This is a genomic window from Bacillus sp. 3255, assembly GCF_031456485.1.
GTDB lineage: Bacteria > Bacillota > Bacilli > Paenibacillales > NBRC-103111 > Paenibacillus_E.
Genome location: NZ_JAVDUS010000001.1, coordinates 193,586 through 206,647, shown reverse-complemented (window position 1 = coordinate 206,647; position 13,062 = coordinate 193,586). Strand labels below are relative to the sequence as shown.

Sequence of the window (13,062 nt, the reverse complement as noted above, 5' to 3'; positions counted from 1 at the left end):
TGAACCGCCATTGGTAACTTTTACTGATGGCGGTTTTTGCGTGCCGGGAAGCGGGCTGCCGTGCTATAATTAACCTATATTATGATGCGATAGGAGCGATTAGATTGTCAGAAACTTCACCTGGCTCCGTGCTGCTCGTCGATGGCATGGCCTTATTATTTCGCGGCTATTATGCGACTTCATCCAGCGGTTATATTATGAAAACAGATCATGGCGTCCCGATTAACGGCGTTTACGGTTTCCTCAAATATTTCCTAGATGCGATACAAACGTTCAAACCGTCTCATGTGGTGTGCTGCTGGGATATGGGGAGCAAAACCTTTCGTACCGAGAAGTTCGATGCGTACAAAGCGAACCGCGGTCCTGCGCCGGATGAATTGATCCCGCAGTTCGATCTGGTTAAGGAGGTAACCGCCAGCTTCAACATCCCGAATGTCGGAGTTGCCGGATACGAAGCGGATGATTGCATCGGAACGTTAGCCCGTACATACAGCCCTCTGACGAAGGTTCAAATTTTGACGGGAGATCATGATATGCTCCAGCTTGTCGATGAGAACACGGAAGTCATCATTATGAAAAAAGGGCATTCCAATTACATGGTCTATACGCTGGAAACGCTGATGGCCGAGAAAAGCTTGACGCCTGCGCAAATCATTGACTTGAAAGGCTTAACCGGCGATACGGCGGATAATTATCCGGGTGTCAAAGGTATCGGTGAGAAAACGGCGATTAAGCTGCTGAACGAGTACCAGGATATCGGCGGCATTCTGGAGAACTTGGCCTCGCTGCCCAAAGGCGTTCGCGCCAAAATCGAAGCCGAGCTGGATATGCTGCACCTATCGCGTGATCTGGCCACCATCCGTCTGGATGCGCCGGTGGCGTGCGCGCTGGAGGATTGCGGCTGGGCGATGGACCGGGAGAAGGTAATCGCGAAGTTCGAGGAAATTGCCTACAAAGGCTTGTTGCGATTGATCGGTTAAAAAAGAAGGGACAGTGCCTCTAGGGAGGTACTGTCCCTTTTGTGTTCCGGTGGATGGGGCGCCGGGGAGCAGTGTTGTTGATGCCGCTAGTGCGCGTTTTACGCCCGAGGCCAACTCGGCGTCGAAGCGAGAAACAACCGCCGACTCCGGCGTCGAAGCGAGAAATGTATATGATGTTCCATCTACAATCGAGCGTGCACGCCAAGCCGGCAACAGGTTTACGCATCCAGCCGGCTAGTGCTAAGCCCAACAACGCCCTCGAGATCGCACGTCAATTAGCCGATTGCCTGTAGCGCAGCGGCGTCGTCTTCGTGATGTGACGAAACACACGGCCGAACTGCACCAGGGAGCCGAAACCGACCTGCTCGGCGATGAGGATGACCTTCATCCTGGTCTGGGTCAGCAGACGCTGCGCTTCCTGCACGCGAACGAGGTTGACGTACTCGACGAGCGAGAAGCCCGTAATTTCCTTGAACATCCGGCTCAGATAAGCGGGAGAGATCTCGAAGCGTTCCGCCAGCTCCTCGAGCCGGACAGGTTCGGCGAAGTGTATATTGATATGGCGCACGATTGTCGAGATTTTCCGGTGGAGCGGGGAGACGTGCTCGGGCGACGTGACGGGATGCATGTGCACGAAGCGCGCAGTGAACAGCAGCAGCTCGATCAGATAATGCCGCAGGGCGAAGGATTGTCCAAGCTGCGTCTCCTTCGCTTCATGAATCATTTGGCCGAGAATGTCCTCGACGAACCGCCGGGTCGGCAAATCCAGCCGCAGCACGGGCGTTGCCCCGGTGAAGGCATCAAGCAGGAAAGGAGCGTCCTCTTTGGCGCTCTCCAAATAACTCTCGCTGAAATTCATGACGACACGCGCATGGCCTAACCGTTCCGAATCCGACGTGGCATGAAGCTCCCGGCGGTTGATGAGCACCAAGTCTCCCGGAAGAATTAGATAGGAGCGGTCGCGAATGAAATACATGCGCTCACCCTCATATAAATAATAGAGCTCATACATATCATGCATATGCTGCGTTCGTTCGAAAGAACCGGACCGGTGGATATGCTGGATATAAAACGGACCTTCGTCTTCATTGCCGAAAGTGACGGTGCTGGGCATAAGAATGACTCCTTCATACCGAATGGACTAACAGAAGTATACCATGATTGGAGTGAAAAATATGAATAGTTTCTGCAGAAAATAGGAATAGATGAAGAGAAAAAGCTCCTAACTTGCGATATGATAAAGCTATACCATTTTAGCAACCGTTTGCAAAAACAAGGAGGAACAGACAATGAAAGAACTTATAGCCGCAATCCAAGCAGGCAATCTATCCACATATTCGGCACCGGGCGTGAAAGTATACGAGGCATCCCTTACGCAAGTTGGCAGCACTTCGCTTCTGATGGTTCGCACGGAGGCAGGCAAACGTATTGTCGCTGTCGGTGAAGGCGAATTGTTCGATCAATTGAACGGAGAAGTTACAGACGGCGCGAAAGTAGCTCCATTGACGCATGCTAACCGTCTTGTTTTGAACCAATTCCTTCCATATACAGCTCCGCAAGCATTCGGAACGCAAGTCGCGACGATGGGTCTCGGCGACCGTCTCGGCATTGCAAGCCCTGGTCACATCCAAACGATCCGCGGCAAAGACATTCGTCCTGTGCTGGCTCAACAAAGTATCCGAGAGCTTGCGCTGACAGGCAGAACCTACGAAGACGTCTTGGATGCAGCGGCTTACGCCGTGTTCCAAGAAGGCTACAAAGATGGATATGGCGCAGACGGCGACCACTTGAAGAAAGAAGAAGACATTGAATACGCGCTTCGCCTCGGCTTCACGATGCTGACGCTCGATTGCTCCGAGAATATCGACAATACGATCGAAGGCTTATCCGCGGCTGAAGTATCCGCCAAATACGAGCAGCTTCCTGCGAGCTTGCGCGAGCACTATGAGAAGCGCTACCTGGAGACACCGGCTAACGTTCCGGGTGCGGCACTGAACTACACACGCGAGGCGCTCCAGAAGGACGTTCTGATCTATGATGCGGCAATCAACTTCATGGAAGCTATTTACCGCAAATATATTGCGACGCTGGACCGCGCGGTTGATTTTGAAATTTCCATCGACGAGACGGCTACGCCGACATCGCCGGAAGCGCATTACCTGGTAGCGAACGAGCTTCGCGACCGCGGCGTGAAGATCTTCAGCATGGCGCCGCGTTTCTGCGGAGAGTTCCAGAAGGGAATCGACTATATCGGCGATATCGCGCAATTCGAGCGTGAGCTTGCGAGCCATGCCGCGATTGCCGTGCATTTCGAATATAAGCTGAGCATTCACTCCGGCAGTGACAAATTCAGCGTATTCCCGCTCATCGGGCAATACACGAAAGGTCTGTTCCATATCAAAACAGCCGGCACGAACTGGCTTGAAGCCGTACGCGTCGTAGCGAAAGTAAACCCGTCGCTATACCGCCGCATGCATCAATACGCGTTGGAGCATTTCTCCGAGGCGACGGCTTACTACCATGTAACGACAGACATCGATGCAATCGTTCCGCTCGCCGAAGTGTCGGATAGCGATCTGCCGAATTACATGGAAGAAAACAACGCCCGTCAGTTGCTGCACATCACGTACGGTTTGCTGCTGCAAGCGAAGAATGCCGATGGCAGCAAAACGTTCGCGGATGAGTTCTTCCAAACGATGGCCGAGCAGGAAGAGGTGTTCGCCGAAGGTCTTCGCAAACATATCGGCAGACATCTGGAGCTGCTGGGTAAATAAGGCTAAGAGCCTGTCTCCGATTAGGGAGGCAGGCTTTTTGCTATTCTTTCACAGCACCGGCCGTTAGTCCGGCGACCATATATTTCTGGAAAAACAAGAATAAGATAACAATCGGGATCGTCGCCGTGACGCAAACCGTCATAATGTTAGCCCAATCATAAGCGACTTCACCCATATACCGGATGGATATGCCGGGGTTCAGTGTGCGAAGGTGATCCTTATTGATGAGCGTCAAGGAGTACAGCAAATCATCCCATGACAAAATGAACGTATAAATGCCGACGGAGAAAATGCCGGGCTTCGACAACGGGAAAATGATACGGAATAAGATGCCGAACCGGCTGCATCCATCGATTTTTGCCGCTTCCTCCAGCGAGTGCGGGATGTTGTCGAAGAAAACCTTGATCATCCAGATCGAGAAGGGCAGGGATGCTGTCGTCAGGGCGATAATGAGTCCCAAATGCGTATTTAACAGCCCGTACGACTTGTACATCGCATAAAGCGCAATGAGCAGAGAGACGACAGGCAGCATCTGCGTCGATAAGAGCGAGAACATGATGGCATTTTTGAATTTAAAATGAAAGCGGGAGAACCCGTAGCCGGCGAACATTGCGAAGAGCAGAGTCACCAGCGTTGTGCTTCCGCTGACCAACAGGCTGTTACGGTAATAGATCAGAAACACGTTATCGGACAGCAGCTTCACATAGTGCGACATAACGGGCTTCGACGGCACCCACTCCGGCGGAATTTGGAATAGCACGGAGTTGTCCTTGAATGAAGTCACGAACATCCAGTACAGCGGAAAGATGAGAAATAAGACGAATACGAATAAGCCTACATATTGTCCCGTATTATGCAGCGTGTTTTTGCTTGACCGGCTTGGACTTGGCATAGCTGTTCCTCCTTCCCGCAGCGGGTTCCTCGCCCAATGAGAACAGCTTGTTGTAGAGCATGGAGATCAACAGCATGATGATAAGCCACACGGCGCCGATTGCAGCGCCTTTGCCTAAATTCAGCTGGACGAAGGCGGCTTTATAGCTGTATATCGCAAGCGTAGTCGTCGTGTTCAGCGGGCCGCCGCCTGTCATAATCCAGAACAGCGGGAACATTTTGAAGTTCTCGATGATCGAGATTAAAGTGATGGTTTTGATATTGTTTTTGAGCATAGGCAGCGTAATATACAATAAAATCTGTCTCCGGTTGGCGCCGTCGATTCGTGCGGCTTCATACATATCCTCGGAGATCCCCTGCATTCCCGCCAAGAGCATCGTGCTCATGAAGGGAAGCTGCCGCCACAGCGCCGTTACGATCACGGCCGGCAAGGCCAGATCCAGATTGGTCAGCCAATCCTGCGGCTTGCTGATGAGATGCAACTGCTGCAGCACGTAGTTGATGAGTCCGTACTGCGGCTGAAACAGCCACATCCATAAGAGTGCCGATACGATCGTCGGCACAATCCATGGGATGAGAATAAGCGTACGGAACAGCTTCTTGAAGCGAATGTTGGCATTGAGCAGCAGGGCCAAACACATCCCCAGTACAAATTGCACGCTGACAATGCAGACGACATACGTCAAGGTTACACGCAGAGCCCCGAAGAACTCCCCGTCTTTGAAAATCTCCGCATAGTTGGCGAAATCGTTCCACGGCTGGTTCTTCATACTGAGCAGTGTGACCTTAAAGAAGCTCATGTAAATCGATTTCACGATGGGAATCCCGATCGTGAACAGCAGCATCGCCAAAGCGGGTACGATGAGAACCAGAAGAAACAGGCGGTCCTTCGCCAGCTCCGATATTCCTTTAACTCGCATATGATGTCCACTCCCAGCAGCTTTATTTCAGCGTTACTTTCAATTTGGCGTCGAGCTCCTGCGCCACCTTATCCGTCGGTGCGTAATCCGTCGACACTTTGAGCAGGGCATCGGCGATATCGATATACGCCTGTTCCATCCCCGGATGATTTTTGGGCAGCGGTTGAATAAGGTTCATTTGTTCCATCAGCACTTTGTCGAATTCCGTTTCCGTGAACATGGAACTGAGTGATTTGCGCGCAGAGATGACATCGCTTTGCTTGTGGTAAATGGAAATCGCTTCTTTATCGGTCAAATATTTAATGAAATCCGCTGCAGCCTGCTTATGCTTGGAATCCGCAGAAATCACGAGTCCATGCGCCTCGCCGATCGAGACACTTTTTCCGGAGACACCGGCAGGTACAAGGGCCGCTCCCCATACTTTGTCATATTCAGCGCCTTTGCCGCTCAAGTTGCGGAATACGGCTTTTCCGTAGTTGCCGTCTACGTACATGCCTAAACGGCCGATGGAGAACAGATTCCTCAGGTCTTTCAGCTTGGCGCCGGAGGGGCTGATGCCGTCTTTCACTAATTTTTTATAATAGTTTAATGTGTTGACCATTTCAGGGGTATTGGCATTGACCTTCCCGTCTTTGTCCAGAAGCGCTCCTCCGAAGCTGTACAGATTGCGCAGCGCGATCTCGCCGTTGATGGCGAGCTTGTCGGAAGGCTCCCCGAACCCGTAGATTTTCTCTCCGCTGTCGGTCTTCAACTCCGAAAGCGCCTTCGCTGCTTTCAGCATCTCGTCGATCGTTGCCGGTGCCTTGGCTTCGAGCCCGGCTTTCTTGAACAGGTCTTTGTTCCAGTACAAAATGTAAGGCGTCGGCGCCCAAGGAACTCCCATTAATTTGCCGTTGTACGAGAAATCTTCCTTGAAGCTTGGCATCAAATCGTCTACATATTCTTTGCCCATCAAGTCGTCGAGCGGCGTTACAATGTCTGAGGCTGCATAGGACCCGAACCAAGCGGGGAACGTTTGAATGATGTCAGGCGCATTCCCCGTCGAAGCCATCACGAAGGTTTGCTGTTTAATATCAGCGAAAGGAATGCCGATAAACTCGATTTTGACATTCGGCGTCTTCTCTTCATACTTTTTGACCATTTCCTCCAGTGCGCCTTTCGTTGCGGCTTCACTGATACTCCAAGAGGCGAAGGTCAGCTTGATCGGTTCATTCGGTTTTGCGGATTGTGCAGCGTTACCGGTTGAATCCCCTGCAGCATCATTGCTGCTGTCGGTTGCGCACGCCGTCAGCGTGCCGGCCAGCAAAATTGTGGATAGCGTTATGGATGCGGCTTTGCTCATGTTCATTTTTAAATATCCTCCCCTGGATGCTTATGGAATACGGTAAATTTGAGTTGCGTCTCACACTTTTTATTATGGGGACGGGAGGTCTGCACGCCTATCTCCAATCCATGAAGGTTGTAGAGAAATCGTGACTTATGGAATCATCAAGTTATGACATCGTTCATCGATTCGTGACTTCCTCGCCACAATTGCATCCGTTACGGCATTTTTATGGCATAATAGGATTACTTTGAAGAAAGCAGGTGAAACGATGCCGCCGGTTGTGTCGATCAGACAATATCTCCGAAATTTGCCCAGAGTGTTCTGGACTTATTTTATCTCCTATCTGGTGGTCATCCTGCTTCCGATCATGATTCTGAGCTATGCTTCCTATAGTTTTACCATTTCTACGTTGGAAAACGAATTAAGTCAGGCGACGATCCAATCCGCCAAGCAAAAAAACGCATCGGTTGAGAAAATGATCGAGGAGATGCAGTCAATCGCCATTCGCATCGGACTCGACGGACGGATTGCCAGCTATGTCAACGATCCGGCCAACACGTTTCTTCTGAATGAAACCCGAGATATTTTGAAAACGGCGGCAACGGCCAACGAGGCTATTCAATCCATCGATTTCTATGCGACAGGAGCGAATCTCATCATCGCCTCCGACGGTTATACGAGGACGTATGCCCAGTCCCCAAGAGATATTTGGATTCAAGAAGGCATGTCCGCGGCCGAATCCGGATTCTGGCTCAGCTCCCGCCAAGGGAATGAGTTGGATCAAATCGTGACGTATGTGCTCAAGGTTCCTGTTCAGCGTAAAGATTTCAAAGGGCTGCTGGCCGTTCATATGCATGAATCCGCGCTGAAAGCGTCCTTGCGGAAGATGGAAGGGAACCCGCACACGACGACCTATATTTTGGACCGCAGCGGCAATGTCATCACATCATCGTCTCTGAATCCGCTGGATGCCGAGCATGTGGGGCGCATCGTACAAACGATCGGGAGCGCACAGGATGCTATCGGTTACACCATTGCGAAGCAAGATGGAGACCGGAATCTGATCACTTATGTCAAGACGCTTCATAACAAGTGGAGCATCGTGTCCGAAACTCCTTTGCAGTATTTACTTTCCAAGCTTGCCTACGTTCGCAGTGTGGCCTGGATGACTTGCACGCTTCTGGTGGCGCTTGGCGTCATTCTGTCTTATTTTATGTCAAGGAAAATGTACAGTCCGATCAAATCGTTGATGGATAAAACCTTGCCGTATAACCGCAATGGAGAGGGGCAGCCGTCAGGCTCTCCGCAAAAGAACGAGCTGGAAACGATCTCATCTGTCCTTGATCATGTATTCAGTAAAAATGAGGCTTGGGAGCGTCAATTTCGCATGAATCTGCCGGCTCTCCGTGAACGATTCCTGCTGGCGCTCTTGGGCAATAAATTTAGCAATATCCAAGAGATTAACGGCAAGCTGGAATTCTTGCATATCCGTTTCGCCGAGAACGGGCTGGTTGTTTTCCTTATTGAAATCGATGAATACAGCTCGCTTGCGGGCAGTTATTCCGTGACCGATCAGAACTTGTACAAATATGCCATGCTCAATATCGTCGAGGAGCTGGCTTCGGCCAAATACGAGTGCTTGTCGGCTGAAACCGATGAGAATCGAATCGTCCTGCTGATTAACTTGGATACCGCGGACCTTACGCATCGCCAGCTGAAGGAGGAGCTTGCCCGTTTCGGTGAAGCCATTCAGCAAGTGATCGCTCAACTGTTGAAAATATCCGTCACGATCGGCGTTGGCACCCCGTTCTCGCATATCCTGGAGACGCACTATGCCTACAAAGAGGCGAGCGAGGTCATTCGCGCCAAGATGGTGGCAGGAATGAACACCGTGCTGTTCTATGAAGATCATGCCCGGGAAGCCGACTATGAATTTTATTTACCGCCGCATTTCTCGCAGCATATCATTAATTTTGTGAAGGCCGGGCAAACGGAGGAAGCGTTAGAACGGTTCATGGAGCTGTATTCGCAGATTAAAGCGCGTACGAAGCTGAATGAAGAAGTTATTTTTCGCACCTACAGTCTCATCGTGGAAGATATGCTGCGGAATTTGAACGACTTGAATGTGAATACGGAGCACATCTTCGGCACGAACCACAACCTGTTCCGCGAACTTGCGTCCAAAGAGACCCTTCATGCCATTCACGAGTGGATATGCGGCATCGTGAAGAGGGTCGGCGAAGGCTTGCAGCAGCTGCAGCCGAAGAAGAACACGTATATTGAGACGGTTATTGCCTATATGGATGAGCATTATCATTTGGATCTATCCGTAGAAATGATCGCTGAGCAGGTGAAGCTGAATCATGCCTATTTGAGCCGCATGTTTAAGCAGGAAATCGGGAAAACGATGCTGGAGTACTTAACGCTGCGGCGGTTGGAAGTCAGCAAGACGCTGCTGCAGGATACGGATCAAACGATCAACGAGATTGCCGCTAACGTGGGGTATAACAATGTCAACAGCTTTATTCGCTTTTTTAAAAGGTATGAGGGGCTTACGCCCGGCGATTTCAGGAAATCGATCCGGTAATCCCACCTGCCGGAACGAAAGAAAGCGGCCGCCCCCAAGCAGAATTACCTGCTTAAGGACAGCCGCCGTTTATTTCTGATTCAATGGCTCGTTCCGCTTGTCATCTTCACCCGGGTAGTCGCGCTTGATGCCTGCGTGCAGCTCGTGGTTCTCGTAGGAGAACCGGTTAGGCGGACGCTGATCCTTCCGCCATGGCGAGCTTTTCCCGAGTGATTCTGCGTTCAGGCTTGTGCCATACGGCCCTTCGGGAAATTCCTCGGGTATCAGATCGTTGCGTTGGGATTCCACCGTCTCCAAGTCGGTGTATTCATCCCGCTGCTCGGACATGAAGCCGGGCGTCTCGCTATACTTATCGTTCTCGGATTCACTGGTCATCGGATAAAGCCTCCTCGTCTGGGATGGGAAAGCGTGCTTTCTCCAGTGTCCCCCGAGGCAGCATTAAATATCCGTGAAGTGAATGGATCCGATGATTTGCGTCAAGAATTCGTTCAGTTCCTGTGCCTGTTCTTCATTCAGTTTAAAGGCATATTCCAGGTAGCCTTCCTCTGCCAGGTCATCCGGGCCGATCACGGCGCTGCGTCCGCTCTGCAAATCGATAATGAGCTTCTTGCCATAATAGCGGGTTGTGGTCATAATCGCGAGATCGAAGCGGTGCAGCGCTTTGCCGACGAAACAGACGAAGCGGGTAGTTGTCTCTTCCTGGTGGTCGTATAAAAAGTCAAAATCAGACATAAGGGCCCTCATTTCATTCTAGTATGCTTATCATTATAACCGATAAAGGGCTGTCAACAAAACAGAGGTTGCGCCCATCTGTCAAACATGGTATCATTTGGATATAAGAAAAAGGGAAGCACCTTTTCAGCCTGGGCTGAGAAGGTGCTTTTTCGTTTTTCTCAACCATTATGAGATCGTCAGGAGGAGGCAAGCATGAACATTGTATTTCTAAGCACATTGGAGAAAGAAACGGGGGAACATGAGAGACTGTCGGCACAAGTATCGATTGGTGAAGAACAGGGGATATGGCACGTATTCTGGAGTGAGCCGAACCATGCCGGCAAGCTGGAGCAGATGCAATGGTATCAGGGCATGAGCTGGGACGAAATGCTGAGCACGTTCCGCCATGGCCTGCGGGAGAAGATCCGCAGCGGCTTCCGCCCTTTGGTCAGCTCGGATATGGAAGCCGCGCAGACGCTATCCGGCAAAGCAAGAATGACGCAAATGCTGACGTATTATTGCGATGACCATCCGAACGAGGAGATGTACGAGAAACTTCGCACATGGCGGCGGGAACAGGCGTCGCGGGAGGGGAAAGCGCCCTATTTGCTGGCCACGAACAGGGTGCTGCGCATGCTGTCCGTCTTCCTGCCCAAGAGCAAAGACGAGCTAAAGCAAATTCCGGGCTTCGGTGAGCAGAAGACGAACATGTACGGGGAAGATATGCTGAAACTGACCGCCGATTGTACGCGTATGGGCAGCTTCCCGCTAGATTGGGTGGCCAGAAGCATTGACCCGGCCAAGTTCGAGTCGTGGCTGCTGACCCAGAAGGAGCAGAAGCTGCGCATCGAGCTCGACCGCGAGGCCGGCAAGCGCAAGCTGCTGGAGATTACTTCCGGCGGCGGAAGCTTGGCGGATCTGCAAGCCGGGCTGACGATGCCGCGCAGAGAATTGCTCCAGTGGGTCGAAGAGCTGGAGCGGGAAGGCTACGACATGGACCCGCTCGTGGAGGCCGAGCTTGCGCAAGTACCGGAGGAGGAGCAGATCAAGGCCTGGAACGCCTTCGAATCCGTAGGCGACCGCTACTTGAAGCCGGTACTGCAGCGCATGTGCGGGACGGAAGAGCTGAAAGGCAAGGAGCTGGACCGCACGTACGAATGGCTGCGTTTGCTTCGTCTGCGCTTCCGCAGGGAAAAGGAAAGCATGGCGTCGCAGACGGCCAGTTAAGCAGTTGACAGAGACCGTCTTCATGTGATTAAATGTTGGATAATCTAAATATGAATTAAAGCGATGACGAACTGGGGCGATGCCCACAGTAGGAGTAATGCCGCTGCTGCAGAGAGTCGGTGAAGGGTGCGAACCGATGCAAGCATGGCTCCGAATTACCGTTCCGAGTTGGTTGAGGGAACATGCTCGGCTAAGAGCATCAGTAGCTTATACCCGGCATTCCATGCCGTTATGATGCTAAGTGAAAGAGAAGCCTGCGCCGGAGTGCCGGAGAGCTGTCATTCTCTTTAATTAGGGTGGTACCGCGAGACAACCTTCTCGTCCCTTTGTGGACGATGAGGTTGTCTTTTTTGTTGTTCAGATGACAGGAGGAGAAGCGACATGACAATGATGGAATTAACGGACGCACAGAAACAGGAAGTAGAGCGTCAACTGCAGCTCATTCGGCGGGGAGCGGCGGAAGTGATCCCGGATGAGGCGCTCAAGCTGAAGATCGCCCAATCGGTTGCGACAGGCAAGCCGTTGAAAGTGAAGCTGGGCTTGGATCCGTCTGCGCCGGACATTCATATCGGGCATACGGTCGTGCTGCAGAAGCTGCGCCAGTTCCAGGAGCTGGGCCATGAAGTCCAGCTGATCATCGGCGATTTCACCGGGAAGATCGGCGACCCGACGGGGAAATCGGAAACCCGCAAGCAGCTGTCCGAGGAGGACGTACAGCGCAACGCGCAAACGTACCAAAGCCAGCTGTCCAAAATTTTGGACTTCAGCAAGACTACCTTTTACTACAATTCCGCTTGGCTCGGCGAATTGAAGTTCGACGATGTGCTGAAGCTGGCCGGCAAGGTAACCGTAGCGCGTATGCTGGAACGGGACGATTTTGCCAAAAGATATGCGACCAACCAGCCTATTCATGTGCATGAATTTTTTTACCCGCTGATGCAAGGCTATGACTCCGTATCTCTGGAAAGTGATATCGAGCTGGGCGGTACGGACCAGACGTTCAACATCTTAATGGGCCGCACTTTGCAAAGCGCATACGACATGAAAGAAGGTCAGGTGGCCATTCTGATGCCGCTGCTCGAAGGGCTGGACGGCACGCAGAAGATGAGCAAGAGCCTTAAAAATTATATCGGCATTGACGAGAGCCCGAACGAGATTTTTGGGAAAACGATGTCGATTCCGGATTCGCTGATGGTCAAGTACTATGAGCTGACGACAGCGATCCCGAATGAGGAGCTCCGAGAGCTTCGCCAAGGACTGGAGACCGGCTCCGTCCATCCGCGGGACGCGAAGATGAGGCTCGCCAAAGAATATGTCCGTATGTATCACGGGGCGGAAGCTGCGGAAGAGGCGGAGCGGCATTTTGTCACCGTCTTCCAGAAGCGTGCTCTGCCGGAAGATATGGAGGAGACGCTGCTAAGCGCCGGCTTGCTGGAGGAAGGTCAGATTTCGCTCATCAAGCTGCTGGTTTCGCTAGGGCTGCAAGCATCCAACGGGGAAGCCAGACGCAGCATCGAGCAGGGGGCTGTGAAACTGAACGAAACGAAGTTGACGGATATTCATGCGCTGCTTCGTCCGCAGGAAGGCGATATCATCCAGGTGGGGAAACGTAAATTCGTGAGAATCAAGCTGCATTGATACA

General features: G+C 51.8%; 11 protein-coding genes and 1 other annotated feature. Of the genes, 5 read left to right on the top strand and 6 right to left on the bottom strand.

Annotation, left to right across the window (positions count from 1 at the left end):
• Positions 1–104: 104 nt before the first annotated feature.
• A complete protein-coding gene (locus J2X61_RS00800; RefSeq protein WP_274466601.1) occupies positions 105–980 on the top strand; it encodes a 5'-3' exonuclease in 876 nt (291 codons plus the stop codon).
• A gap of 271 nt (positions 981–1,251) precedes the next feature.
• Here J2X61_RS00800 and J2X61_RS00795 read toward each other — a convergent pair whose 3' ends face one another.
• Positions 1,252–2,094, bottom strand: a complete 843-nt coding sequence (locus J2X61_RS00795; RefSeq protein WP_310185067.1) for an AraC family transcriptional regulator — start codon at positions 2,092–2,094, stop codon at positions 1,252–1,254.
• Positions 2,095–2,269: 175 nt separating this feature from the next.
• Here J2X61_RS00795 and J2X61_RS00790 point away from each other — a divergent pair, with 175 nt between their 5' ends.
• Entirely contained in the window at positions 2,270–3,754 is a 1,485-nt protein-coding gene (locus J2X61_RS00790; protein WP_274466599.1) for a tagaturonate epimerase family protein, read from the top strand.
• A 40-nt stretch (positions 3,755–3,794) separates the two neighbouring features.
• On the opposite strand, the gene J2X61_RS00785 is transcribed toward J2X61_RS00790, so the two are convergent.
• From J2X61_RS00785 to J2X61_RS00775, 3 genes are read right to left on the bottom strand one after another with little or no spacing between them, the layout of a single operon-like run.
• Complete coding sequence (locus J2X61_RS00785; RefSeq protein ID WP_274466597.1) at positions 3,795–4,646, bottom strand: carbohydrate ABC transporter permease; 852 nt, start codon at positions 4,644–4,646, stop codon at positions 3,795–3,797.
• Positions 4,606–5,565: a carbohydrate ABC transporter permease gene (locus J2X61_RS00780; protein ID WP_310185064.1), complete on the bottom strand. Its 960-nt coding sequence runs from the start codon at positions 5,563–5,565 to the stop codon at positions 4,606–4,608. Before J2X61_RS00780 ends, J2X61_RS00785 begins: the two co-directional genes overlap by 41 nt.
• 22 nt (positions 5,566–5,587) lie before the next feature.
• On the bottom strand, positions 5,588–6,913 hold the full coding sequence (locus J2X61_RS00775; RefSeq protein ID WP_274466595.1) for an ABC transporter substrate-binding protein: 1,326 nt from the start codon (positions 6,911–6,913) through the stop codon (positions 5,588–5,590).
• A 295-nt stretch (positions 6,914–7,208) separates the two neighbouring features.
• Between J2X61_RS00775 and J2X61_RS00770 the strand changes: the two genes are divergently transcribed.
• Positions 7,209–9,479, top strand: coding sequence for a helix-turn-helix domain-containing protein (locus tag J2X61_RS00770; RefSeq protein WP_310185653.1), 2,271 nt, complete (start codon positions 7,209–7,211; stop codon positions 9,477–9,479).
• 69 nt (positions 9,480–9,548) lie between these two features.
• On the opposite strand, the gene J2X61_RS00765 is transcribed toward J2X61_RS00770, so the two are convergent.
• Positions 9,549–9,854 (bottom strand): hypothetical protein, encoded by a 306-nt coding sequence (locus J2X61_RS00765; RefSeq protein WP_379239611.1) that lies wholly within the window; start codon positions 9,852–9,854, stop codon positions 9,549–9,551.
• Between the two features lie 63 nt (positions 9,855–9,917).
• Positions 9,918–10,211 carry a DUF3055 domain-containing protein gene (locus tag J2X61_RS00760; RefSeq protein ID WP_274466593.1) on the bottom strand — a complete coding sequence of 98 codons (294 nt, stop codon included), beginning with the start codon at positions 10,209–10,211 and terminating at the stop codon, positions 9,918–9,920.
• A 195-nt stretch (positions 10,212–10,406) separates the two neighbouring features.
• Here J2X61_RS00760 and J2X61_RS00755 point away from each other — a divergent pair, with 195 nt between their 5' ends.
• The gene (locus tag J2X61_RS00755; protein WP_274466592.1) at positions 10,407–11,420 is read left to right on the top strand and encodes an HRDC domain-containing protein; all 1,014 of its coding nucleotides are present in this window, start codon (positions 10,407–10,409) and stop codon (positions 11,418–11,420) included.
• 54 nt (positions 11,421–11,474) lie between these two features.
• Positions 11,475–11,749 (top strand) — a binding site (T-box leader).
• 52 nt (positions 11,750–11,801) lie between these two features.
• Entirely contained in the window at positions 11,802–13,058 is a 1,257-nt protein-coding gene (gene tyrS / locus J2X61_RS00750; RefSeq protein ID WP_310185063.1) for a tyrosine--tRNA ligase, read from the top strand.
• Positions 13,059–13,062 lie beyond the last annotated feature (4 nt).

Bases quoted from the DNA above. Each gene is read 5' to 3' on its own strand.
- J2X61_RS00795 (WP_310185067.1), bottom strand. From the start codon at position 2,094: ATGCCCAGCACCGTCACTTTCGGCAATGAAGACGAAGGTCCGTTTTAT.
- J2X61_RS00790 (WP_274466599.1), top strand. From the start codon at position 2,270: ATGAAAGAACTTATAGCCGCAATCCAAGCAGGCAATCTATCCACATAT.
- J2X61_RS00785 (WP_274466597.1), bottom strand. From the start codon at position 4,646: ATGCCAAGTCCAAGCCGGTCAAGCAAAAACACGCTGCATAATACGGGA.
- J2X61_RS00780 (WP_310185064.1), bottom strand. From the start codon at position 5,565: ATGCGAGTTAAAGGAATATCGGAGCTGGCGAAGGACCGCCTGTTTCTT.
- J2X61_RS00775 (WP_274466595.1), bottom strand. From the start codon at position 6,913: ATGAACATGAGCAAAGCCGCATCCATAACGCTATCCACAATTTTGCTG.
- J2X61_RS00765 (WP_379239611.1), bottom strand. From the start codon at position 9,854: ATGACCAGTGAATCCGAGAACGATAAGTATAGCGAGACGCCCGGCTTC.
- J2X61_RS00760 (WP_274466593.1), bottom strand. From the start codon at position 10,211: ATGTCTGATTTTGACTTTTTATACGACCACCAGGAAGAGACAACTACC.
- J2X61_RS00755 (WP_274466592.1), top strand. From the start codon at position 10,407: ATGAACATTGTATTTCTAAGCACATTGGAGAAAGAAACGGGGGAACAT.
- tyrS (WP_310185063.1), top strand. From the start codon at position 11,802: ATGACAATGATGGAATTAACGGACGCACAGAAACAGGAAGTAGAGCGT.